At 74.6% G+C, this 21,715-nt stretch carries 35 protein-coding genes and 1 pseudogene; 31 read left to right on the top strand and 5 right to left on the bottom strand.

Annotated features, from left to right (window positions below; genetic code table 11):
* Window position 1: 1 nt before the first annotated feature.
* Window positions 2-994, bottom strand: a complete 993-nt coding sequence (holA, locus tag ACYVQV_RS03565; protein WP_461021878.1) for a DNA polymerase III subunit delta — start codon at window positions 992-994, stop codon at window positions 2-4.
* A gap of 349 nt (window positions 995-1,343) precedes the next feature.
* Window positions 1,344-2,759: pseudogene (locus tag ACYVQV_RS03570) on the bottom strand (ComEC/Rec2 family competence protein); the annotation flags it as partial.
* Between the two features lie 31 nt (window positions 2,760-2,790).
* Between ACYVQV_RS03570 and ACYVQV_RS03575 the strand changes: the two are divergent.
* On the top strand, window positions 2,791-4,197 hold the full coding sequence (locus ACYVQV_RS03575) for a recombinase family protein (protein WP_461021879.1): 1,407 nt from the start codon (window positions 2,791-2,793) through the stop codon (window positions 4,195-4,197).
* Between the two features lie 26 nt (window positions 4,198-4,223).
* Here ACYVQV_RS03575 and ACYVQV_RS03580 read toward each other — a convergent pair whose 3' ends face one another.
* Window positions 4,224-4,577, bottom strand: a complete 354-nt coding sequence (locus ACYVQV_RS03580; RefSeq protein WP_461021880.1) for a hypothetical protein — start codon at window positions 4,575-4,577, stop codon at window positions 4,224-4,226.
* 103 nt (window positions 4,578-4,680) lie between these two features.
* Window positions 4,681-4,944, bottom strand: coding sequence for a hypothetical protein (locus tag ACYVQV_RS03585; protein ID WP_461021881.1), 264 nt, complete (start codon window positions 4,942-4,944; stop codon window positions 4,681-4,683).
* 383 nt (window positions 4,945-5,327) lie between these two features.
* Here ACYVQV_RS03585 and ACYVQV_RS03590 point away from each other — a divergent pair, with 383 nt between their 5' ends.
* Window positions 5,328-5,885: a hypothetical protein gene (locus ACYVQV_RS03590; RefSeq protein ID WP_461021882.1), complete on the top strand. Its 558-nt coding sequence runs from the start codon at window positions 5,328-5,330 to the stop codon at window positions 5,883-5,885.
* A gap of 31 nt (window positions 5,886-5,916) precedes the next feature.
* Window positions 5,917-6,480, top strand: a complete 564-nt coding sequence (locus ACYVQV_RS03595; protein ID WP_461021883.1) for a DUF2510 domain-containing protein — start codon at window positions 5,917-5,919, stop codon at window positions 6,478-6,480.
* Between the two features lie 337 nt (window positions 6,481-6,817).
* On the opposite strand, the gene ACYVQV_RS03600 is transcribed toward ACYVQV_RS03595, so the two are convergent.
* Window positions 6,818-7,162 carry a helix-turn-helix domain-containing protein gene (locus ACYVQV_RS03600; RefSeq protein ID WP_461021884.1) on the bottom strand — a complete coding sequence of 115 codons (345 nt, stop codon included), beginning with the start codon at window positions 7,160-7,162 and terminating at the stop codon, window positions 6,818-6,820.
* Between the two features lie 166 nt (window positions 7,163-7,328).
* Here ACYVQV_RS03600 and ACYVQV_RS03605 point away from each other — a divergent pair, with 166 nt between their 5' ends.
* The 28 genes from ACYVQV_RS03605 to ACYVQV_RS03740 all read left to right on the top strand — a co-directional run bounded on the left by ACYVQV_RS03605 (window position 7,329) and on the right by ACYVQV_RS03740 (window position 21,714).
* Window positions 7,329-7,568 (top strand): helix-turn-helix domain-containing protein, encoded by a 240-nt coding sequence (locus ACYVQV_RS03605; RefSeq protein WP_461021885.1) that lies wholly within the window; start codon window positions 7,329-7,331, stop codon window positions 7,566-7,568.
* Complete coding sequence (locus ACYVQV_RS03610; protein ID WP_461021886.1) at window positions 7,565-7,738, top strand: hypothetical protein; 174 nt, start codon at window positions 7,565-7,567, stop codon at window positions 7,736-7,738. Before ACYVQV_RS03605 ends, ACYVQV_RS03610 begins: the two co-directional genes overlap by 4 nt.
* Before the next feature lie 158 nt (window positions 7,739-7,896).
* Window positions 7,897-8,541, top strand: a complete 645-nt coding sequence (locus ACYVQV_RS03615) for a hypothetical protein (RefSeq protein ID WP_461021887.1) — start codon at window positions 7,897-7,899, stop codon at window positions 8,539-8,541.
* Window positions 8,541-9,044 (top strand): hypothetical protein, encoded by a 504-nt coding sequence (locus ACYVQV_RS03620; RefSeq protein WP_461021888.1) that lies wholly within the window; start codon window positions 8,541-8,543, stop codon window positions 9,042-9,044. The genes ACYVQV_RS03615 and ACYVQV_RS03620 overlap by 1 nt, the downstream gene beginning before the upstream one ends.
* The gene (locus tag ACYVQV_RS03625) at window positions 9,041-9,601 is read left to right on the top strand and encodes a hypothetical protein (RefSeq protein WP_461021889.1); all 561 of its coding nucleotides are present in this window, start codon (window positions 9,041-9,043) and stop codon (window positions 9,599-9,601) included. Before ACYVQV_RS03620 ends, ACYVQV_RS03625 begins: the two co-directional genes overlap by 4 nt.
* Window positions 9,601-9,966 (top strand): hypothetical protein, encoded by a 366-nt coding sequence (locus ACYVQV_RS03630; RefSeq protein ID WP_461021890.1) that lies wholly within the window; start codon window positions 9,601-9,603, stop codon window positions 9,964-9,966. Before ACYVQV_RS03625 ends, ACYVQV_RS03630 begins: the two co-directional genes overlap by 1 nt.
* On the top strand, window positions 9,963-10,388 hold the full coding sequence (locus ACYVQV_RS03635; RefSeq protein WP_461021891.1) for a hypothetical protein: 426 nt from the start codon (window positions 9,963-9,965) through the stop codon (window positions 10,386-10,388). The genes ACYVQV_RS03630 and ACYVQV_RS03635 overlap by 4 nt, the downstream gene beginning before the upstream one ends.
* Complete coding sequence (locus ACYVQV_RS03640; protein ID WP_461021892.1) at window positions 10,385-10,513, top strand: hypothetical protein; 129 nt, start codon at window positions 10,385-10,387, stop codon at window positions 10,511-10,513. The genes ACYVQV_RS03635 and ACYVQV_RS03640 overlap by 4 nt, the downstream gene beginning before the upstream one ends.
* Window positions 10,510-10,938 (top strand): hypothetical protein, encoded by a 429-nt coding sequence (locus tag ACYVQV_RS03645; protein ID WP_461021893.1) that lies wholly within the window; start codon window positions 10,510-10,512, stop codon window positions 10,936-10,938. The genes ACYVQV_RS03640 and ACYVQV_RS03645 overlap by 4 nt, the downstream gene beginning before the upstream one ends.
* 13 nt (window positions 10,939-10,951) lie before the next feature.
* The gene (locus ACYVQV_RS03650; protein WP_461021894.1) at window positions 10,952-12,322 is read left to right on the top strand and encodes a ParB/RepB/Spo0J family partition protein; all 1,371 of its coding nucleotides are present in this window, start codon (window positions 10,952-10,954) and stop codon (window positions 12,320-12,322) included.
* 3 nt (window positions 12,323-12,325) lie between these two features.
* Window positions 12,326-12,655, top strand: coding sequence for a WhiB family transcriptional regulator (locus ACYVQV_RS03655; RefSeq protein WP_461021895.1), 330 nt, complete (start codon window positions 12,326-12,328; stop codon window positions 12,653-12,655).
* Complete coding sequence (locus tag ACYVQV_RS03660) at window positions 12,652-13,485, top strand: hypothetical protein (protein WP_461021896.1); 834 nt, start codon at window positions 12,652-12,654, stop codon at window positions 13,483-13,485. The genes ACYVQV_RS03655 and ACYVQV_RS03660 overlap by 4 nt, the downstream gene beginning before the upstream one ends.
* 70 nt (window positions 13,486-13,555) lie before the next feature.
* Complete coding sequence (locus ACYVQV_RS03665) at window positions 13,556-14,122, top strand: hypothetical protein (RefSeq protein ID WP_461021897.1); 567 nt, start codon at window positions 13,556-13,558, stop codon at window positions 14,120-14,122.
* Window positions 14,119-14,562 carry a hypothetical protein gene (locus ACYVQV_RS03670; RefSeq protein WP_461021898.1) on the top strand — a complete coding sequence of 148 codons (444 nt, stop codon included), beginning with the start codon at window positions 14,119-14,121 and terminating at the stop codon, window positions 14,560-14,562. Before ACYVQV_RS03665 ends, ACYVQV_RS03670 begins: the two co-directional genes overlap by 4 nt.
* Window positions 14,559-14,873 (top strand): hypothetical protein, encoded by a 315-nt coding sequence (locus ACYVQV_RS03675; RefSeq protein WP_461021899.1) that lies wholly within the window; start codon window positions 14,559-14,561, stop codon window positions 14,871-14,873. Before ACYVQV_RS03670 ends, ACYVQV_RS03675 begins: the two co-directional genes overlap by 4 nt.
* Entirely contained in the window at window positions 14,870-15,100 is a 231-nt protein-coding gene (locus tag ACYVQV_RS03680; RefSeq protein WP_461021900.1) for a YegP family protein, read from the top strand. The genes ACYVQV_RS03675 and ACYVQV_RS03680 overlap by 4 nt, the downstream gene beginning before the upstream one ends.
* Window positions 15,097-15,534: a hypothetical protein gene (locus ACYVQV_RS03685; protein ID WP_461021901.1), complete on the top strand. Its 438-nt coding sequence runs from the start codon at window positions 15,097-15,099 to the stop codon at window positions 15,532-15,534. The genes ACYVQV_RS03680 and ACYVQV_RS03685 overlap by 4 nt, the downstream gene beginning before the upstream one ends.
* Window positions 15,531-15,674, top strand: coding sequence for a hypothetical protein (locus ACYVQV_RS03690; RefSeq protein WP_461021902.1), 144 nt, complete (start codon window positions 15,531-15,533; stop codon window positions 15,672-15,674). The genes ACYVQV_RS03685 and ACYVQV_RS03690 overlap by 4 nt, the downstream gene beginning before the upstream one ends.
* A gap of 5 nt (window positions 15,675-15,679) precedes the next feature.
* Window positions 15,680-15,898 carry a hypothetical protein gene (locus ACYVQV_RS03695; protein ID WP_461021903.1) on the top strand — a complete coding sequence of 73 codons (219 nt, stop codon included), beginning with the start codon at window positions 15,680-15,682 and terminating at the stop codon, window positions 15,896-15,898.
* Between the two features lie 47 nt (window positions 15,899-15,945).
* Window positions 15,946-16,305, top strand: coding sequence for a peptidoglycan-binding domain-containing protein (locus ACYVQV_RS03700; RefSeq protein WP_461021904.1), 360 nt, complete (start codon window positions 15,946-15,948; stop codon window positions 16,303-16,305).
* 14 nt (window positions 16,306-16,319) lie between these two features.
* Entirely contained in the window at window positions 16,320-16,505 is a 186-nt protein-coding gene (locus ACYVQV_RS03705; RefSeq protein WP_461021905.1) for a hypothetical protein, read from the top strand.
* A gap of 80 nt (window positions 16,506-16,585) precedes the next feature.
* Window positions 16,586-17,725 (top strand): hypothetical protein, encoded by a 1,140-nt coding sequence (locus ACYVQV_RS03710; RefSeq protein WP_461021906.1) that lies wholly within the window; start codon window positions 16,586-16,588, stop codon window positions 17,723-17,725.
* The gene (locus ACYVQV_RS03715) at window positions 17,722-18,318 is read left to right on the top strand and encodes a hypothetical protein (protein WP_461021907.1); all 597 of its coding nucleotides are present in this window, start codon (window positions 17,722-17,724) and stop codon (window positions 18,316-18,318) included. The genes ACYVQV_RS03710 and ACYVQV_RS03715 overlap by 4 nt, the downstream gene beginning before the upstream one ends.
* A complete protein-coding gene (locus ACYVQV_RS03720) occupies window positions 18,315-18,650 on the top strand; it encodes a DUF4326 domain-containing protein (RefSeq protein ID WP_461021908.1) in 336 nt (111 codons plus the stop codon). The genes ACYVQV_RS03715 and ACYVQV_RS03720 overlap by 4 nt, the downstream gene beginning before the upstream one ends.
* On the top strand, window positions 18,647-19,669 hold the full coding sequence (locus tag ACYVQV_RS03725; protein ID WP_461021909.1) for a hypothetical protein: 1,023 nt from the start codon (window positions 18,647-18,649) through the stop codon (window positions 19,667-19,669). Before ACYVQV_RS03720 ends, ACYVQV_RS03725 begins: the two co-directional genes overlap by 4 nt.
* Before the next feature lie 41 nt (window positions 19,670-19,710).
* On the top strand, window positions 19,711-19,947 hold the full coding sequence (locus ACYVQV_RS03730; protein ID WP_461021910.1) for a hypothetical protein: 237 nt from the start codon (window positions 19,711-19,713) through the stop codon (window positions 19,945-19,947).
* A 448-nt stretch (window positions 19,948-20,395) separates the two neighbouring features.
* Window positions 20,396-20,632 (top strand): hypothetical protein, encoded by a 237-nt coding sequence (locus ACYVQV_RS03735; RefSeq protein ID WP_461021911.1) that lies wholly within the window; start codon window positions 20,396-20,398, stop codon window positions 20,630-20,632.
* A gap of 473 nt (window positions 20,633-21,105) precedes the next feature.
* Window positions 21,106-21,714: a hypothetical protein gene (locus tag ACYVQV_RS03740; RefSeq protein ID WP_461021912.1), complete on the top strand. Its 609-nt coding sequence runs from the start codon at window positions 21,106-21,108 to the stop codon at window positions 21,712-21,714.
* Window position 21,715: the final 1 nt, after the last annotated feature.

Raw genomic sequence — 21,715 nt, forward strand, 5'->3', positions numbered from 1 at the left:
GTCAGTCGCCGCGGGCGGAGGTGATCGTCAGGACGGCGCGCTCGACCGCGTACACGGGGTCGCGGCCGCCGCCCTTGACGGCCTCGTCGGCCTCGGCGAGCGCGATCAGCCCGGCCGCGAGGCCCTCGGGCGTCCAGCCGCGCAGGTCGCGGCGGGCCCGGTCGACCTGCCAGGGGGCCAGGCCGAGCTCGCGGGCGACGTCGGCGCCGCGTCCGCGGGTGGCGGCGACGCGGGCCATGGTCCGCAGCTTCAGGGCGATGACCGCGACGAGGGGCACGGGGTCGACGCCGGTGTCGACGGCCTGCCGCAGCAGGGCCAGGGCCTCACCGGCGCGTCCGGCGGCGACGGCGTCGGCGACCTTGAACCCGGTGGCCTCGACGCGGCCCCCGTAGTACCGCTGGACGTCGTCCTCGGTGACCTCGCCGGTGGTGTCGGCGAGGAGCTGGGCGCAGCTGCTGGCGAGCTCGCGCAGGTCGGACCCGACGGCGTCGAGCAGCGCCCGCACCGCGCCGGGGCTGACCTTGCGGCGGGCGGCGCGGAACTCCTGGCTGACGAAGTCGGACTTCTCCGCGTCCTTCTTCACCGGAGGGCAGTCGACGACGACGCCCTGCGCGCAGCCCTTGACGGCGTCGAGGAGCTTCTTGCCCCGCTGCCCGCCGCCGTGACGCAGCACGAGCACGACGTCGTCCTGCAGGTCGGACAGGTAGGCGACGACGTCGGCGACGAAGGCGTCGGTGCACGCCTCGACGGCCGTGGCGAGGACGAGCCGCGGCTCCCCGAACAGGGAGGGGCTGGTGTGGACGCCGAGCTGGCCGGACTCGTACGTGGACGCGTCGAGGGCGACGGTCTCGACGTCGGGGTGGGCTGCGGCCGCGGCGGCGCGCACGCGGTCGACGGCCCGGTCGGCGAGCAGACCCTCGGTGCCGGTGACGAGCACGAGGGGGGCGGGTGCGGCGTCCCGCCAGCTGAGGGTCGTCGCGCGTGCGGTGGCCACGGCGGAAGCCTGCCACGGGGTGGGGACGGTGACGCACGGGCCCCGTCGCCCGGCCGCTGTCCTCGGCGGACCCGGTGCCTGGGCGGTCGGGTCGTCCTCCCCGCCCGGTCACCCACAGGTCGTCGGGTCCGTGTCCGCCGACGGCGAGGTCGCCCAGCTGGTCCGTGCGCACGGTCAGCGCGCCGACGTCCGCGAGGAGGTCGAGCGCCGCGGGCGCGGGGTGGCCGTAGTCGTTGCCGCGACCGGCGCTGACGAGGGCGACGCGCGGGCGGAGCAGGTCGTGCAGGCCGCGGTCCTGGGCCGCGGAACCGTGGTGGGCGACCTTGAGGACGTCCACGGGTCCGAGGCCGCGGGCGACCAGCTCCCGGCGCAGCCCGGCCTGGGCCGCGGGCTCGACGTCGCCGGCAGCCAGCAGGGTGCTGCCCGCCACCTCGATCAGCATCACGACGCTGGCGTCGTTGGGTTCGGCGCCCGTCGCCCCGGGTTGCGGCCACAGGACGGTCCAGGTGACGTCACCGGCCACTCCCCCGTCGCCGGCCCGGGGAGCATGGGCGGGGACTCCGTGATCGGCCAGCGCGGCGCGCACCCGTCGCGCCGTGCCCGCCGGCTCGTCGACCGGTGAGAGCAGGGCCCGTTCGACGGGGTACCGGGCGAGGACCGCCGGGACGGAGGACGCGTGGTCGGCGTGGAAGTGGGTGACCACCAGCAGGTCGATGCGCTCCACGCCCAGCCGGCGCAGGCAACCGGTGACGGCCGCGTCGTCCTGCCCGGTGTCGACGAGCACCGCGGCCTGCGGTCCGGTGCGGACGACGAGGGCGTCGCCCTGCCCCACGTCGCACGCCACGGCCCACCACCCGGGCGGCGGCCAGGAGCCTCCGAGACCGAGGGCCTGCCTCGGTCCGGGCAGCAGCACCACCGCCAGCAGCAGCACGGCGGCGCAGCCGGCGGCCAGCCAGACAGGGGCGAGCGAGCGACGGGCGAGCCGGTCCGGGGCGGGCCGGCCCGGGGCGAGCCGACCCGGGGCGAGCCGACCCGGGGCGAGCCGACGACCGGCCAGCACCCGCCCGAGCACGAGGACGGCCGCGAGCGTCGCGGCGGCGAGGAGCAGCGCACCGCGGACGCCCTCGGGCCAGGGGACGGCCGCGGCCGGCACCTCCGCCCCGCGGCGGGCCACGAGCGCGATCCAGGCGGTCGCCCAGCCCGCGCACCACGCCACCCACCCCGCGACGACGCCGGAGACCGGGGCGACGGCGGTGGCCACCACGCCGAGCACGGTCGCGGGTGCGACGGCCGGCGCGACGAGCACGTTCGCGGGGACCGCGACGAGGGACAGCCGCGGGTCGACGAGCACGACGACCGGCGCGCAGACCGCCTGGGCCGCCGCGGGGACGGCCAGGGCCAGGGCGAGGGGCCGCGGCAGCCACCGGCCGAGCGCGTCCGCCCACGGCCGGGCGAGCACCACCAGCCCGGCGGTCGCCAGCACGGACAGGGCGAAGCCGAGCGCCCGGGACAGCCACGGGTCGACGACGGTGAGCGCGACGACGGCGACACACAGCGCAGGGACGCCGCTGCCCCGGCGGGCAGTGGCAAGACCGACGAGGCCGACGACGCCCATCACCCCGGCCCGCAGCACGCTGGGCTCGGGTCCGGCGAGGACGACGAACCCGGCGAGCCCGGCTCCCGCGAGCGCCACCCGGGTCCGCAGGCCGGTACCGAGCCACGCCGCGAGCAAGAGCACGGCCCCGCAGACGATCGCGACGTTGCTGCCTGTGACCGCACGCCTGTAGGGTGCGCGGGTGCCGTCCCCGCAGCGGTCCCTTCGCGCGCTCCTGTACGCCCGCGTCTCCCATGACGTGTCCGGGCGGGGCCGGTCGGTCGACGAGCAGGTCGCGGAGTGCCGGGCGTGGGCGGACCGTGAGGGCTGGGACGTCGTCCACGTCGTCGAGGAGACCGGGTCCGCCTCGAGGTACGCCCGCCGGCCGCGGGAGCGGTGGGAGGACGTCGTCACCGCGGTGGAGTCCGGGGCGTGTGACGTGCTGCTGACGTGGGAGTCGTCCCGGGCGACCCGCGACCTGGCGGTGTACGCGATGCTCCGGGACCTGTGCGCCCGGCACACGGTCCTCTGGGGCTACTCCGGGACCCTGTACGACCTGTCCCGTCGCGAGGACCGGTTCCGCACCGGCCTGGACGCCCTCACCTCCGAGGACGAGGCCGCGCGCACCTCGGAGCGGGTCCGCCGGGCGTCCCGCGCCCGGGCTACGGCTGGCCGCCCGCACGCCCGGGCGCCCTTCGGGTACACCCAGCAGCGCGATGCGCGCACCGGCCAGCTCGTCGACTTCGCCCCCCACCCTGAGCAGGCGCCCGTGCTGCGGTCTGTCTTCGCCGACGTCGCCGCCGGCGTCCCGCTGTACGCGATCGCCAAGCGCCTGCGCGACGACGACGTCCCCACCCCCCGTCCGACGAAGTACGGGTGGCAGGGCGCCACCCTGTACCGCTTCATCCGCAACCCCGCCTACCGGGCGCAGCGCGTCCACCGCGGCCAGGTCGTGGGCCCCGCCACCTGGCCGGCCCTCGTCACCGACGAGCTGTGGGACGCCGCGAACGCCCGCCTCGACGACCCGGCACGCCCCGCCCGCCCCGACACCACCGCCCGGCACCTGCTGTCCGGGATCGCCCGCTGCGGCGTCTGCGGCGGCCCCCTGTACGTCGTCCGCCCCCGCGGCTACGCCACGTACACCTGCAAGCCGGGCGGGTGCGTCGCCCGCTCACAGCGGCTCCTCGAGCAGTTCGTCGTCGACCGGGTCCTCGCCCTGCTGACCACCCGCGCCGACATCACCCGTCCACCCGGCGACGACACCGATGACGTCGCGGCCGCGGCCGCCGAGCTCGAGGCGCTCCGAGCCCGCCTCGACGCGTTCACCACCGCGGCCGCCGACGGCGACCTCTCCCCCGCCGCGCTCGCGAAGGTCGAGAAGCGCCTCACCCCGCAGATCACCGCCGCCGAGGCCAGGCTCCGTGCGCTGCGGCTCCCGGCGGCGCTCGCCGGCGTCGACCTGTCCGATCCGGCGGCCCTGTGGGACGGCGCGGACGTCGACCAGCGGCGGACCCTGCTACGTCAGCTTGTCGAGGTGACCGTGCACCGAGCTCACCGTGGCCGGCGGGTCATCGACCCCGCCACCGTGGACGTCGCTCCCGCTTGGTGATTGCTCCGCCCGACCAGCACTCATCCTCAGTCGGAGGGCGTGCTGGAGCCGCAACGGCGAAGCCAGTCGGGTACCTCTTCACCCGCGTCCCGAAGCTCCTGGGCGGCGAAACGCGCGATGTGGTTGACCTCGTCTCTGAGCTCACGCCAGACCGCCTCCGTGATGTTCCCGCCGTGGTAGCGAACGGAAAGGCTGGTGGAGTAGAGATCGAAGTAGGCGGCTCGGATGGCCCCGCAGATCTGCCCGACCACGATGTTGGTACCCGGTTCGCCTGGCTTCAGGCTGGTGTGGCTCTTCGGGTGACGCTGGTACGGCTGCAGACCGGGCCGGACCGCGAGGACGGCTTGGACGAGATGCAGCGCGGTGTAGAAGAGCGCCACCCCAGACCAAGCCCGGGTGAACGCTTGACCGGCTGTCAGGTCGGCGGCGGTGAGGTGTTTGCGGGCGTACCCGAGATGGCCTGGTCCCCCCGGACAACCCTGACTAGTCGTCGTCATCTCCGCGCGTCACCAGCGCAGGACTGACGGCGACCTCGTTGTTCTGCTGCTGCTCGAAAGCGAACAGCTCGTCCAGGATCTGATGACGCAGCTGTCGGTCGGCGTCATGCGGCAGTTCCAGAGCCAGGTGCAGCACGGCCGTGCTGTGCTCGTGCTCCAGCGACAGCAGGCGGCAGTGGAACTCGCGCTCCAGGCGGGGCAGGAACTTGAGCTTGAAGTCGTGCTCGACGGCCGTTGCGACGTCGATCACGAGCCCCACCTCCGTGTGTCAAAGGATTGACTATTTGCCCATGATGTATAGCAGCGGAGCCTTCCGCCAGGTGAGATATTGACGAAACTCTTAAATCACAATCCTGTTATCTCTAGATCAGTCAGACGAACGCGCCACTGCCCGCTCGGGAGACGAACGGCCAGCAACTCGCCCGAGGTGACCAGCGCCTCGAGCTGCCGGACGGACAGGCTGGTCACCTCCGACGCTTGGCTGAGCGTGAGGAGCGGCTCGAGGTGGTGGTCGGTCCTCGCGCGCACGTCAGCCAGGCGTCGCAGGCGCCGAGCTCGACGAGGCGCCGCGTTGGTCACGAGCGTCGATCTTGCCAGGGGCCGCCCCGGCCACGCACGGGCTAGCCTCGGCGCGTGTCCGGTGATCAGACGCCAGAGGAGATCCGCGCGCAGGCAGCGGAGGGAAGCGCCGCGGACTTCGCCGTGACGTGGCTGCAGGCCGCCGGCGAAGCTGCGTCGTTCGAGTGGATCATGCTCCGCTCGACCGAGGACCTCCGCTTCCGGCACGCCACCCACTGGGTAGACCAGGCCTGCCCGCCCGAGCAGCGCGACGACGCGATCCGGGCGCTCGCGGAGATGGACGCACGGTCGGAGTGGTGGCGTCCCTTCGCGGATGCGAATCTTCGCTGGTTGCGCGGCCTGATCGGCTACCCAGACGTCGAACCCGGCGTCGGCCTCCGTCCGCGCGTCGCCGACCCGGGTCACGAGTGGGTGCTCATCGTCGACTACGGCGGCCTGCCAGCGCGCGAGGCAGACCTCGGCGGCACGACGGGGAAGTACGTCGACAGCAGCTCGGCGCGGACGCTCCTCACGTTGCTGCTTGGTCACGAGGGTGGGGAGTGGCGGATCGCCGACTACCAGCTGCCGCCTGAGGCGCCGGCGACCGACGCGGGTGATCGCCCGAACGGCTGACCCGCCGTCAGCGCACCCTTACCCTCGCCGCATGGGGAAGAAGGATCGGATGCAGGTCCAGATGTCGTGCCGCGACTGCGCGCTGTGCACGGGCAACGCGTTCACGGGGTCGATGCGGGGCGCTGGCCGGGCGATGACGAACGTGAGCACGCTGGGCCTCGCGGGCAAGCTGCGGTCGACGTGCCGGGGGTGCGGTCACCCGATGAGCGAGCACCACCCGGCACAGCAGATGGCGCCGCAGGTGCACGTCGTGGCGGTGCCGCAGCCGGTGCAGCCCCCGCCGCCGGCCGGTCCGCCGCCGGGCTGGTACCCGGCGCCGGACAACCAGCACCTGGTCCGCTGGTGGGACGGCTACCGGTGGACCGAGCACGCCCAGCCGCGGCAGCCGCAGGTCCAGCAGCCGGCCCCTCAGCAGCTGCCACCTCGACAGCCCCAGCAGCAGCTACCTGCAGGGCCGCCGCGACAGCCCCAGCAGCAGCCGCAGGTCCAACAGCCGGCCCCTCAGCAGCTGCCGCAGCGACCGCCACAGCCGGCGCAGCCGCCTAACGCCCAGCGCGCCGCGCCGGTGCAGCACCCCCCGAACCCGCAGGGCTAGACCGGGGCGGCCTCCGCCCGCTCGTCGAGCGCCACCACCCTCGCGGCACCAGCCGCGGCGGGCGGTGGCGCTTCGTCGTGCTCGGGCCGGGAACCGAAGGCCCGGCGACAGTCACCTCCGCCCAGCAAGGGGCACGGCCGTCCCACCTCGCACGGGCAGCGGCCGCCGTGTGCTCGCCGCAGCATGTCCTGGACCCTGTCGGCCGTCTCGACCCTCCACACCAGCTCGCACATCCGCACCCCGCGCTACCCCGTTCCGCTGCTCCCCCGAGCCCTGTGTGATGTGCGGCACCTTAGGCGCGCCCAGCGACAGGACGTGCCGGTCGGGTGACCGGCTGTCACCCGTTCCGCTCAACGACGAACCGCATCAGGTCCTTGATCGCCCGGGCACGCTGATCCTCGGGTTGCTGACGTAGCCACTGGCGGATGATCTCGGCGCCGAACTCGGCGTCGTCGTCCGCAGGGGTAGGCCCGCGCTCGGCCAGGGGGTCGATCTCCAGGGCGTCGAGCACCGCCCGCAGGTTCCCAGGGCGCACGGAACGCCCGTTCTCCATCGCGTTCACCGTGTTCTTGGCGACCCCGGCCGTGTCGGCGAGCTTCTCCTGACTCCATCCGCGCCGCTTGCGCTCCTGGCGGATCTGCGCGGCGACCGCCGCGCGTTGCTGCTCCTGCTCACCGTTCACCGTGTCGCTCCACTCATCCAGGCCCCCTGCTAGCGGGCGCAACTGTAGTGCGCCGCATCTCAACGGGCCCAGGAGTCACACGCGGCCTGGGTGATACATGAGATCAAGTCGAGTTTCTTGGTCCATGTGGTTGCGCATCATCCCAACTGCGGCTTACCTTCGTCCCATGTCCAGCACAACCCCGGCGGCCGAGACCATGGTCGCAGCCACCCGCGGCCCGGCCCTGCGCCAGGCACGCCGTGCAGCGGGCATCGGACAGCGGCAGCTCGCCCGACAGGCCGGCGTCTCCCAGACGCACCTGTCCCGCTTCGAGAACGGTGAGCGGCCCGTCAGCGTCACCGCGCACTCCCACCTGACCGCAGCCCTTGCCGTGCTGCTCCAGCAGCGAAGCGCGGGGGCGGCATGAGCACCCCGGCCACCACCCCGCCGCGGCGTCCGGCACCCGCCGGCGAGACCCCGCAGCAGTGGGCAGCCCGGGTCACCGCCACCCACGGCCCCATGCCCGAGCACATCGCGCTCGCGGCCCGCCGGATCCTCCACCGCCCGAAGGCGACCACCTCCCGCCCGGGCCCCTGATCTCCGTGCCGGGCGGCGGGCACCCGGGAGCGGAGGCCTCTCCTTCACCTCCCCGGAGCTCCTGGGACACCCCGCCCGGCACGGCGCCAGCCCGCATCGCCCGCAAGGGCCACCGCACCACCACACCGCGCAGCACCGCCGATCGGAAGGCCCCTCCCGTGCACACCCAGACCCGGCCCCCCGCGGCCGACACCACCGTCCCCCGGCAGCGGTACACGCACCTGTTGCCGACGATCACTGTCGACGGCCGCCCGGCCCCGACCCGCCTGACCGCGAAGGTCTCCCTCGAGTGCGCCGTCGCCTCGACCCGCGAGCACCTGGCCGCGGTCGTCGACGCCGGCAAGGTCCTCGCCGGTCGCATCCACGACGGCCACAGCTGGGGCGCCTGGCAGTGCCAGGACCGCGACGAGCTCCGCAGGTCAGTGTTCGCCGTCCGCTGGGACGACCCCCGCGCCGTCACCGCGCAGGCCGCGGCGCTCGCCGCGATCCGCGGGTACGCCACCACCCACCCGACGGAGCTCGCCGACGAGCAGGCCGCGCGCGAGGCCGCGGAGCGGGCCGAGGCGGACCGCCGGTGGCTGCAGTCCCACATCACCCTCCTGCGCCGTCTGCGTCGCCGCCGGGTGAACGACGCGCTCGACGCGTTCGACCCGGCCGACGCGGAGGCGGTCACGTGGATGCGTGAGCGCGGCCACGACCCGGCGACGTACCGGTCGGAGGTCGTCCGCCGGGTCCTGTCCCTGTACGGGCGGCGGATCGCCGCGGCCCGCCGGCAGCTGCACGCGCTGGGGGGTGCTCGGTGATGTCGATCGCGCAGCGCGGCCCGGACGACCACGTCGAGGAGCGGGACGTCGTCCCGTGCACCCGCCGAGCCGCGGCCGGCCTGGTGCCCGCCGGTCACTACTTCTCCTCCAACCCGATCGTGGAGCCCTGCACCGGTGGGGAGCCGCCGACCCCGCAGGACGTGGTGGTCACGGCGCCAGCGTTCACGCGCCTGCAGGGTGTGACGGTCGGTGCGCCCGCGCCGGAGCCGGTCCGGGCGACGCCGCTGACGGTGGCGGAGGGCAAGCGCCAGTACCCGGCGAACGTCGGTGACGACGTCCGTCTGATCTTCCGGGACGGCGCGCGGATGAACGGCCGCGTGCACGCCTGGACGCACGTCGACGGGGCGCTGCACATCGTCCTGCACGTCGAGTACGAGGCGACCCCGCGTAAGCCCGCCCGGCTGGTCGAGCGGGTCGTCCGCTGGTCCGAGGTCACCGCGTGCTCGCGGGACCTGCCCCTCCCGGGGGGTGAGCAGCGGTGACCATCCCCGCCGGCATCGAGCCCACCCCAGGCGAGGTCGTCCTCGTCATCGCGGGCCGGATCCGTCAGGACAGGCTCCTGACCTGCCCCAACGGGCACACCGTGCACCTGCGCCACGACCTGCACGACCACCACCTGACCGTCGTCGACTGCGGGTCCCGGCACTGCGAGGAGGAGGCGCTCGGCCCGCTCTCCCACATCACCTCGGCCGTGCTCGGCCAGCTCGAGAGCACCCCCGCCGGGCTCAAGGTCCGCGACGACTTCCCCGTCCAGACCGTCCCGACCGCCCTCGACCTGTTCCCCGAGCCGGAGGACGCCCCGGGGTTCCGCCCCCACGAGCCGGGGCAGTCCGGTCCGTCGGCGCTCGAGGAGGCGAAGCGGCACGCCCGTGCAGCCGCCGAGTCCCTCGAGCACGGCGTCCTCGACGACGCGACCGCCCGGGCGCACGTCGCCCGGGCGTGGGCCGCGGTCGCCCTGGTCGCCGCCACCGTCGAGCCGCTCCTCGCCACCGACACGGGGAACGGCCCGGAGGACTGGTCGCAGGCGGTGAGCTGCTGATGGCGACCTTCCTGATCGGCTCCGCCGTGTTCCTGTTCGGCGCCGCGGCCGCCGCGGCGCTCGCGGACCGGTGGTCCTCGGACTGCCCGACCGAGCCGGCCCGCCCGTCCGGGTTGCGCCCGCAGGCTCGGCACGCCACGCGCCGTGCGCACCGCCGGGCCCGGTCCCGGGTGTACCGGTCCGGCGCGGTGCCGTGCGGGGCCACCCGGGACTGCGACGACCGCGCCGTCGCGGTGATCCTGACCAGCTCCGGCTGCGTCGCCCCCGCGTGCCGGGACTGCGTCTCCGAGCGGGCCGTCGAGGTCCTCGCGGTGAACCCGGTCCTCGTCGGCCGCCCAGCGCCCGAGGGCGGTGAGCAGTGGTGACCGCGCGGCACTTCAACCACGTGGACGGCCCGCCGCCGGCGGCGTCGCAGATGGACGTCGTCGACCTCCTCGCCGACCTGGGGTCGGCGACGACCCGCGCAGGCGTCGACGCGGCCCGGCTGACGCTGATCCGCCAGGCACCGATGGGCTCCAAGCTCGTCGCGCCGGAGCCGTCCGAGGCGCACCTCGTCCTGGCCGGGCTGGACCCGGCGTGGGACGGCAAACCCCGCACCGTCGCCGCGTGGGTGTCGGCGCTGACGACGCTGGCCCTCGCGCGGATCGGTGACCTGGTCATCGTCCCGACCGCCCTGACGCCGGCGTTCACCCCTCCCCAGGAGCGGGTGCCGCCGTCGGAGTCGGCCACGGCCTACGCCGACGTCCTGGTCGACCTCGACGACCACAGGGCGGTGGACCGGTCATGACCCGGCGCGTGCAGGAGCTGTGGCTCCGCAGCGGCATCCGCGCCCTGCTGAGCCGCCGCCGCGACCTCGAGGGCGCCGGGCACCTCGGCGTCGTCCTGATCGAGAACGAGGTGATGGGCGCATGAACGAGGTGACCACCGGGGCGCTGTTCGACGTGCCGTCCCACGCCGTCGACGAGCGGGTCGCGGCGATCCTCGAGCTGATCGCCGGAGACCCGGTCCACGCCCGCGACCGGGAGCGGATCGTCACCGAGATCGTCCGGGACGGCCGCGCGAACGGCGGCCGGGTCGACCTGAACCGGGTCCGCGCACGGCTGCAGAACGACCAGGGGGACCTGACGGTGTACCCGCGGGTCATCGGCGCCGTCGTCCAGGTCCTCGCCCGGCGGAAGGTCCTCCTGCCGCACGGGTTCGTCGTGAACACCGACCACCGCGGCGGCAACGCCGGCCGCCCCCTGCGCGCGTGGCGCCTCGCGAACGACACCCGGGTCCCGATCCCCGGGACCGACGTCGCGCCGGCCACCACGCCCACCTCCCCCACGAAGCCCTGACGGAAGGCCCCTCATGTCCCCCACCCGCGTGGAGAACCTGTCCCTCGACCAGGTCATCCCCCACCCGAAGAACATCCGCCGCGACGTCGGCGACGTCACCGACCTGGCCGAGTCCATCGCCGCGAAGGGCATCCTGCAGCCCCTCGTCGTCGCCCCCACCGACGACGGCACGTTCGTCCTCATCGCCGGACACCGCCGCCTCGCCGCCGCGCAGGTGGCGTGCCTGCCCGACGTACCCGCCGTCATCCGCGAGGACCTCGCCGACGACGCCTCGCAGATCGAGGCGATGCTCGTCGAGAACGTCCACCGCGCCGACCTCACCGTCACCGAGGAGGGCGACGCCTACACCCAGCTGCTCGCGTTCGACGGGTACGACGTCAAGCAGCTGGCCGCGAAGACCGGCCGCGCCGCGAAGACGATCCGTGACCGGGTCGCCGTCGCCGCCCTGCCGGACAAGGCCCGCGACCGGCTCGACACCGGGCAGCTCAAGCTCGAGGACGCCCTCGCGCTCGCCGAGTTCGACTACGACCACGAGCTGCAGTCCCGGCTCCTCGCCGCGGTCGGCACGTACAACTTCTCCTGGGAGCTGCAGCGCGCCCGGCAGGCCCGCGCCGCCGAGAAGAACAAGGCGAAGCACACCAAGGCCCTCAAGAAGGCCGGCGTGCAGATCATCGACGTCGCCGACCTGCCCGACGACTGGTGCGATCTCGAGTCGCTCGCGGACGAGCTGGTCGAGGAGTCCACACTCGAGGCGCTCGGCGACGACCACGAGGCGTTCGAGAAGGCCGTCATCGACGCCCACACCGACTGCCCGGGCCACGCCGCGACCTGGAACGCGGACGGCACACCCGCCTACATCTGCACCGCCCCGGACCGTCACGACGACACGTCGACGGCGAAGCCGGCCGACGCTGCCGACCCGGCGGCGCAGAAGGCGGCCGCCGCGGCCGAGGCCGAGGCCGAGCGGCTCCGTGAGGGCCTGGCCGCCGCGACCGCGGCCCGCCTGGAGCACCTCCGCGGCGTCATCAGCAACCCGCCGGCGGGGGCCGCCACCGACCCGCTCCGCGCCGAGATCGCCAAGTCCCTGAGCGCCAGCACCTGGGGCTGGAACCACCGTCGACCGGTGTGGGGCATCCCCGCTGACGCGACCGACGAGCAGGTCGAGAAGGCGCTCGGGGGCCTGTCCCTCGAGCAGCTCGTCGTCGGCCGGCGGATCGCCGACGGTGTCGCCCGGGCCGACCACTACCTCCAGGACGCAGCCGGCACCACCTACTGGCGCGCGCGGTGGACCGAGGAGTGGCGCGACGAGCTCGAGAACACCTGGGGCTACGTGTGGTCCGACTTCGAGCGGTCCCTCCTCGACCCGCCGAAGGACGAGGGCTGACCGATGCCCACCGTGCCGCCGACCCGGTCTGCGCGCCCGTGCGTCGCCGCCGCCGTCGGGCCCGCGACGCACGAGTGGATGGTCGACGCGCTGTGCCGACAGGCCAACCCGGAGGCCTTCTACCCCGAGGGGCCGCCCTTGGTGAGGCGGGTCGTGGCCGCCGACGCGAAGGCCATCTGTGCGGCCTGCCCTGTCCGGGCCGAGTGCCTCGACCACGCGCTCGCCACGGGCGAGCGGTGGGGCATCTGGGGCGGCCTCGACGAGGACGAGCGGGCCGCCCTCACCCGCAAGTACCGCATCCCGCCCCCTGCCCAGATCGGACAGCCGTCATGAGCACCACCGAGACCCTCACGATCATCAAGCACCTGCACTCCGGCCGGGACCCGGAGTGGGTGGCCGCCGCGACGGGGAAGACCCAGGCGCAGGTCGAGACCATCGGCGACGAGTGGGGGTGGCCGGACAAGGCGCGCCTGTCGTTCGCCGTCGACGAGCTCACCCGCCAGGCCAGGCAGGAGGCCCGGGCCACCATCCCGGCCGGGGCGACTACGCCGGCGACGTCGTTCAAGCCGCACGCCCGCCAGCAGCAGTCCGTCTCCGGGCTGCGGCCGGCGACCAGCCCCCTGCGACCGCCGCAGCCGTCGCCCGCCGTCGCCGGTCAGCAGCCCGCGGCGCAGGACTCCCTCGCGGCGCTGCTCGCCCGCGCCGACAAGCTCGCCCAGGAGCCGGGCACCACCCGGGTCGCGAAGGCCGCCCAGCGCGCCCGTGACGCGGTGAAGGCGCTCGCGGCCGCGCTCGAGGACGTCGAGGAGGCCAAGAAGCAGGCGGCCGCCGCTGCAGCGGAGAAGGCGAAGGCCCGCGCGGAGGTCGAGCGTCTGCAGCGCGAGCTGGACGCCGCCCGGGCCAAGCTCCGCGGCCCGAAGCCGGCGAAGCGCACGACCGCGAAGAAGAGCCCCTCGACGAAGGCCTCCGCCGCCGCGCCACCCGCGCAGCCCATCGCGGCCCGCCAGGACGACGTCCTGACCCGCCACGGCGTCACGACGAAGGACGTGCGCGCCTGGTGCGCGGAGAACGACGTCGACTGCCCCAAGGCCGGCCGGTTCCTCCCCCGCGCCGTCCTCGACGCCTTCGACGAGGGCCACACCCCGCAAGCGGTGGCGTCGTGACCGGCCCCAACCGCCCGGAGCGCTGCGGCTCCTGCAACGGCATCGTCGACCCCTACACGGGGGAGTGCCGATGCAGCGCGTAGCGGCCCCCTTCGACGAGGCCGTCCTCGACGGCATCCGCGCCCAGCTCGCGCAGATGCAGCTCGACGGGACGGCGTCCGACCCGATCGCCCAGCAGCGCCGCCGGTTCGCGCTCCTCGTCGGGCTGGGCCGCCGCCCGGAGGACGACGACGTCCCACCGGCCCCGCCCCAGCCCTGCACCGACTGCCGCGGCACCGGCACCGCCGCCCTGGCCGCCGCGCCGTCGCGCCCCGGCCGCCGGCTGACCAGCGTCGAGCACCGCATGGTCATCGCCTCCCACCACGGCCACGACTCCCCCGCGCTCGCGGAGTGGACCCCGGAGCTGGGCCGCCAGGTCGTGGCGTGGCGGGCCGTGTGCACCTGCGGGTGGCAGGGCGCCCCCGTGTTCCGCGACACGACCGACCGGCGCTCGCGGGCGTGGTCGGACGACGGGTGGCCGCCAGCGTTCGTCGAGGGCCACGCCGAGGGGCAGTGGGAGCGGCACGTCGACGACGGCCACGCCGCGGTGACCTACCGCGCCGACGTGCACGACCTGCCCGGCAGGGCCGTCTCGTGACCGAGGAGCAGCTGCCCGCCGGGGACGGCGCGGTCGAGGTCGACCGGTTCCACCTGGTCACCGTGCACGACCCGGGGTGCGGGTTCCTCACGTCGAACCAGCGCCTGCACTGGCGGGTCCGCAACGCCCGCACGCAGTCGTGGCGCGCGGCCGCCGGGTGGGCCGCCCGGCACGCGCGGCTGCCGCGCCTGCAGCGGGCGCACATCGTCGCGACGGTCCACGAGCGGCCCCTGTCCCGACGCCGCGACGTCGCGAACGTCTACCCGACGGTGAAGGCGATCGTCGACGGCCTCGTGACCGACCTGCGCCTGCTCCCGGACGACTCCGACGCCTACCTCGTCGGCCCCGACCTGCGCCGCGGCGACCCCGTCCCCAAGGACGAGTCCCGCCGCATCGTCCTGACCATCCGCCCGCTGCCCGCGCCCCAGGAGACCCCGTGACCCGCACCAACACCCGCACGTCACCGCTGCTCGTGATGTCCCCGTACCACCACGCCACCCTCCGCGGCCTGCACACCTCCGTCACCGCCGCCGCCGGCGCGTGGCGTCTGATCCGCACGTACACCTCCCAGCGCACCGCCGAGGACCGCGCCGCCGCGCTCGCCGACCGGTTCCCCGACCTGACCGTCACGGTCACCCCGGACGCACGCGTCCTCGCCCGCTTGGTCCCCGGCCGCCGCCCGCTCCTGCCCGACGGGTGGCGGCCGGGCGCCGTCGTCCTGCGCCGCGAGCCCCTGGCGGTGGCGCCGTGAAGCAGCGCCTGCCCACCGTCGAGCTGTACCGCGACAGCACCGGCCGCTGGCGGTGGCGGTTCGTGGCCGTGAACGGCCGGGTCCTCGCCGACTCCGGCGAGGGCTACTGGCGCCGCCGCGACGCCATCGCCGGCGTCGAGCGAGTCACCAGCTCCAGGTACAGCCGCCACGACGGAGTGCTGTACGGCCGGGACCGCGAGGCCACCGCCTGGGTGGTGATCCCGTGACCGACGCCGACCCCCAGGACGGCCTGAGCATCTTCACGCCCGTCCCCGACGGACCCGACCACATCTCCCGGCTCCGCGCCGCCCTCGCGCTCGCGGAGTCCCTGCGATGGCCCTCGACGAACGTCCGCGTCCACGACCTTGGCAAGGTCCTCGACGAGCTCGCCGGCGCGGCGTCGCCTGCCGCCGGCGATGCAGTGGACGACGAGGAGCGTGAGCCCTCCGCCGACCGCCGCGAGCTCTGGCACCTCGAGTCGTTCCTCGCCGTCTCCGGCACGACCGACACGCACCGCGCCCGCGGCCGCCAGCTGCGCCGCTACCTCGACCAGACCTGCGAGCACTACTGGCGCGACGTCTCCGGCTTCGCCGGCGCCCCCAAGGGCACCCGGCAGTGCTCCTGGTGCAGCACCGTCCGCACCCCCGAGGAGACGACGTGACCGGCCTCGAGGTGTTCGCCGCAGGGGTCCTGGTCGGCCTCCTCGCCGGGCTGCGAACCGGGTACCGCACCGCGATCCGCGTCAACGGCCGCCAGATGGTCACCGCCGGCGCTCGCCGGATGGTCCGGGGCAGGTGGTGACCGCCGTGTGCACCGACGCGGCGGTCGTCCTGAGCCACGCCGTCGACTACGTCGACCAGATGCGCGCGGACCTCGAAGGCTCCGCCGTCCACCTGCTCGCGTCCCCGCACCGGGCCTCCGGCGCGGCGCGCGACGAGGCCCGCGTCCGCCGTGACGTGGCCAACAACCTCGCGGCGCTCGCGGAGTACCTCCGCACGGCGCGGACTCAGGCGGTGCTCGGGTGACCGCCGCTCAACGCCCAGACGCCCGCCCCCTCCGGAAGGACCTGATCGTGAACCTGCTCAAGCGCCTCTCGCTCGCGCTGGCGGTGACGCTCGGCCTGGCCGTGGCGCCTGCCGCCACGGCCAACGCCTACACGTACTGCGGCCCGGCGCCGAACTGCGCCCACGACCTCAACCTGTCGACCGCCAAGCCGTACTACCTGATGGACACGCACCGGGCGCAGTACTGGCTGTGGAACTACGGGTGGAACCCCGGCCCGCAGGACGGCCGGTACGGGGCGAAGACGCGGGACGCCGTGATCCTGTTCCAGCGCTACTACGGGCTGGCCCCCGACGGTGTCGTCGGCCCCCACACCTGGACCTGCCTGCAGCTGTGCCCCTACGGCTGGCGGCCGTTCCGGCCGGCCTGACCGGAGAGCTCCCGGTGACGACTCTCCACCGCCTGCGCGCCGCCCTGGCCCGGTTCTGGGCGTGGCTGACCGCCCGCACCGTGACTCGCCAGCCGCGCCGTGTCCTGCAGCGCGACGTCGACGAGGAGGCGCTCGCGCCTGACGCCGCAGCTGCTGGCTCGTCCGACGTGGACACCCCGCAGCCCGAACACCCCCCGTAGCGCCAGGGGCCGCCTCGTCGGCCCCTGGCACCCCCGCCCGTCCCGCCCCTCGCCCCCCACCTCGAGGAGACGACCACCCCGTGCCCTGGCTGCGCGCAGGCGACAACGCCGCGACCCACCCGCGCGTGATGCGCCTGCTGTCCCTCGGGGACGAACGGACGCTGAACGAGGTGTTCGGGTTCGTCGTCCGCTGCGCCCTGCAGTCCGCCGCGCACACCACCGACTACCTCCTCGACGAGGGCACCCTCAACCTCCTCGGAGGCACCCGCACCCCCGACCTCCTCGCGCTCGCTAAGCGCACGGGGCTGATGGCCCCGGAGAAGCGCCGGCCGGACGGCACGAAGCCGTGGCGGTTGGTCGCCGACCCGGAGTTCCTGCACATGCGCCTGCGTGAGGAGATCGAGTGGGAGCGGCAGCGCAAGGCCGACGCGTCGAACCCTGAGCTGACCGTCCCGGTCCGGCTGCGGGACGGCGACGCGTGCCGGTACTGCGGGAACGTCGTCCAGTGGCGGGCCCGCAAGGGCGGCCGCCGCGGCACCTACGACCACCGCGAGCCGGGCCGGCCCGCGAAGGTCACCACCTACGTGGTCGCGTGCGGCAGCTGCAACGCAGCCCGCGCGGCGGACCCGAAGGCGGACGAGCGGCTCCCGCTCCTCCCGCCACCCACCACGCCGTTCTACGGCGAGGACACCGTCGCCCTCCTGGCCAAGCACGGCCACCGGGTGCCGCTGTCCACCGCGCGACCCGCCACCCCGGCGGACACCGCGCCGGCGCGACCGCCCCGCCAGGGCGACACCGCGCGCAGCACCACCACCACGGCGCGACCCGCGACCCACGCGGACACCGCGCGCAGCACCACCCCAGCGCGACCGCCCCGCCAGGGCGACACCGCGCGCGACACCACCCCGCGCGAGCCGAGCACCCAGCCGGCCACCGCGCCAGCGCGACCCGCGACCCACGCGGACACCGCGCGAGCACGACCCGAAACCGACACCGCAACGCACGACGAACACCGTTCCAACCCGCCGCCTCAGGACGAAACCACAGGTCAGAGGCGGTCCCGATCTGCAGATCCAGCAGATCCGAGGTCTACGGACCGGGACGGGACGGGACGGACCGGGACGGGTGCCAGCCCCACCCACGGTGGGGCGGCACCCGACCTGCTGGCACCTGCTCGCGGGCCTACCCGCTCTCGACGTCGAGGCAGGAGGGGCAGATGACCACCACCACCTCTCGGGACTTCACGACGACCAGCACGGCTCAGCGGAACCGGGCTCGCAAGGCGCGTGCCCTGGCTGACGCCGCGGTGGGCCTGGGTCGGATCGCGGTCGAGCTGCAGCCGGTGTCCGACCCTGGTCATCTGGCACGCCGGCACGAGGTCCGCCGCGCGGCCCGGGTTCGGACGGCGTCCGCGCAGACGTGGGCGCTGGCCCTGGCCGACCTGGAGCAGCGGCTCGCCGAGCGAGGGGACCGCCCGTGCTCGTCGTGCTCGTCCCCGGTCCGGCGGGTGATGGCCGAGGGCGGCCGGTGGCTGGACATCGACCCTCTGCCCCACCCGGCGGGGAACGTCCACCCGCTCCCGGACGGCCCGCACTGGCGGGTCCTGAACGGGTCCGACCCCCGCCCGGACGGTGTGCCGCTGCACCGGGACCACCTGCACTCGTGCCCGCACGGGCCGCGCGCGGTCCAGGCCCGCCGGCGGGCGCAGGTCCTGTGCCACGAGTGCGGCCGCCCCCTCGACGTCCACCTGCTCGAGCTCGAACCCCACACCACCCACCCCGCCTGCGACCTGCACCAGGAGGCCCCTCGATGACCACCACCCCACGGCGGATCCAGCTCCGCCGGACGAAAGGCTGGCGGAAGCCGAAGGGCGCAGTCGTCGTCGCCCGCCCGACGCGCTGGGGCAACCCCTGGGTGGTCGACGCCGCCCGGGCGACGAACCCGCCGACGAACAACGCGCGGGCGACGGCGGACGAGTGCGTGGCCCTGTTCCGCGATTGGGTCGAGTGGTCCTCGCCGCCCGGCTACGTCGAGCGCGCCCGCCGCGACCTGGCCGGTCGCGACCTTGCCTGCTGGTGCCCGCTCGACCAGCCCTGCCACGCGGACGTGCTACTGCGCATCGCGAACGGAGGCGGTGCCGCGTGAGCACTCGCACGTGCGTGCTCGGGGACAGTGGCCATCCACCGATCGTCGACCAGGCGGTGATCTGCGACCGGTGCGTCACCGAGCTCGAGCGTGCGCTCGGCGACGTCGCGGCAACGCTGCACGAGCTGACCGCGGCGCCGGTCACCTCGGACGGGAAGCTGGTGGTGGACGCGCTCGTGGGGCACGGGACGTCGGCCCCGTGGGAGCGGCCCCGTGGTTTGCGCGGTGGGCTGCACCGGGACCTGGGGGCGACGCGCACCCGGCAGGCCCGGGTCGGTGGTGGGTCGGGTGCGCGGTCGACCGGGGAGCGGCCGGTGCCGTGGGTCGACCAGGCGTCCCGGGCGCAGATCGAGCTCGGCGCGGCTCTGGCCAGGTGGGTGCGGGTCGTCGAGTCCGGCCGGGGGGTGTCGCCGGCGCGGAAGGACTCCGAGTCGGTGGCGGGGTGGCTGCTCGGTCAGGTCGCGTGGCTGCGCCGGCACCCGTCCGCTGGAGAGGCGGTGACAGAGGTCGTAGACGCCGTCCGGGCCGCGGCCAGGGTGATCGACTCCCGGCCGCAGCGCTGGTACGCCGGGCCGTGCCGGGCGCCGCTCGACGGGGCGGACGACTGCCCGTGCGACTGCCACGACACCGGGGACGCGTGCACGGTCCAGGGGGGGTGCGACGGGAACCACCAGGGTGAGACGTGCGACCGACACCTGTACGCCGTCCCCGGCCGGGCGACGGTCGAGTGCCCGGCGTGCGGGGCGGAGCACGACGTCGAGGCCCGCCGGGCGTGGCTGCTCGCGGCCGCGGAGGACCAGCTCGCGCACGCCGCGCTGGTCGCGACGGCGGTGACGACGCTGGGCCGACCCGTCACGGTCGACCGGATCTACAAGTGGAAGAGCCGAGGCCGGATCGTGGAACACAGCGTCGACCACCAAGGCCGCCCCCTGTACCGCGTCGGGGACATCCTCGACCTGCTCGCCGGCGCAACACCGGGAACCGGTGCAGCCAGATCGACAGAAGCAGCCACGAGGTAGGCGTCGGATGCGGCAGCCTAGGCGTCATGAGCAGAGCGGGCATGTCGTTCCAGATCACCGTCCACGCGGAAAGCGTCCAGCAGATGAGCAACCTGCTGCAGCGCCTCGAGGTGATGCCGGTCACGACCGATGTCTTGGGCATGGGGGGTAACCCGGTCGGGTACCGCGTCGGCATCCAGCTCAACCAGAGCGGCGGCTACGAGAGCCAGCGCGACACCATCCAATCCGTCTTCGAGGCCATCGAGCAGACGCTCGACCCGGAGTACCTCCGGCAGTAGTTGCACAGGGGTGCTCGCTCGTGTCAGGATCAGCACGCAGTAGGACAACTGTCTCTACCGACAGCCCCGGGAGCCGAACAGGCCCGGGGCTTCGTGCTTCCCTGGGGCGGCGTTGCGGGACGCGGGAACACCCTGGGGACGGCGACCGCCCCCACCAGCGGTGGGGCGCCGTCGGGTGCAGCGCAGGCTGAGGGGCCGCGCCGACACAGCCACGCGGTCTGGCTGGCACCCGGCCCACCAGCCCCCTCGCCACGCCACGAGAGCGGGCGACGCCCCATGTGCTCCCACGACGGCCGCAGCCGCGAGGACTGCGCCCTGCGCGCTGACCCGACGTCCGGACGGCTGGTGTGCGTCGCCCACCAGCAGCTGGTGCCGACGCCGCGGGACAACCCGGACGTGACCGTGGCGGTGATCGCCCAGCGTGCGGATCCAGCCGAGGAGGTGCTTCATGGCCGCCGGAGTTGACACCCGACCGGGCGACGGGGCCCTCGAGCGGTACTGGAAGGTCGGCCCGGGCGCGGCGAAGTGGATCCCGAAGCCGCACCCGTGGACGGCCCTGTACAACCAGCTCGTGAAGCACGTCGGCCCGGCCCGCGCGAAGCGGATCGCGTCGCAGTGGTTCAAGGACGTCTTCGGGATCTGGCCGGGTGAGCGCAAGGGCAAGAACCCCGTCGGCCCCGGCTGATGGCCGGCGGATGGGCCGGGTCGACCCGGCGCGAGCAGCTGCCACCGGACTGGTCAGCTCGACGCGCAGCGTGCGAAGCGGAAGCCGGCGGCCGCTGCGAGAAGCTGCTCGACGACGGCACACGCTGTCCCGAACGAGGGACTGACGCTGACCACGTCGACGATCCGCAGAACCACGACCGGCTGCAATGGCTGTGCCCACCTCACCACCGGGCGAAGTCCTCAGGCGAAGGCGGAAGGGCAGCAGCATCTGCCCGTGCCCGCCACCTGCGGCCGAAGCGCAAGCACCCGGGGCTGAGGTAGGAGGGGAGGCCACCCCCCTCCCCCGGGTCCACTTCCTGCCGGAGCGTTCTGCCTCTGGAGTCTTGTACGGGTTCCAGCACTCCACCCCGAAATTGTTGCCGGACCCGATCTGAAACGCGTTGTGCCGCAACGGCTCTGACACAGGCCGTCGCGCGAGTCGAAGGGGGCGACATGCCCGGACCGGCCCCGAAGGACCCGGAGAAGCGCGCCCGGAGGAACGTCGGACCGGCCCTGAAGGTCCTGCCTGCGGACGGCCGTGGAGCCAAGCGCGCACCGAACTGGCCGCTGCCGAAGGACCCTCGCGAGGCCGGCGTACTGCCGTACCTGCGGGAGCGGGTCGAGCAGCTGACGGTCGAACGGGAGCAGGAGTCCGACGGCCGGATGCTGCGGCGGCTGGAGCGCCACCTCGACCAGGCGCGCCGTGAGCTCGCGGCCCTGGAGTCCGAGCTGGCGGCGCGCAAGAAGCTCGAGCGCGAGATCTGGACGCAGCTCTGGCGGACGCCGATGGCGGTCGAGTGGGAGCGTCTGCGCTGGCACCGGACGCTGGCGCGGTACTGCCGGGTCCTGGCGGAGGCCGAGCTGGGCAGCGCCATGGCGCAGCGCGAGGCGCGGACGCTCGAGCATGCGCACGGGCTGACCCCCATGTCGCTGAAGTCGCTGCTGTGGACGATCGCGGTCCCCGCGGAGGGCGCCGCGGGTCCCGGTCCGCGCACCGGCGGCCGCGGCCCGGCCTGGCGCAGCCACCTGTCGGCGGTGCCGGCGCCCGCCGCCGGCAGCTGAG

This window comes from Thalassiella azotivora (genome assembly GCF_054781695.1).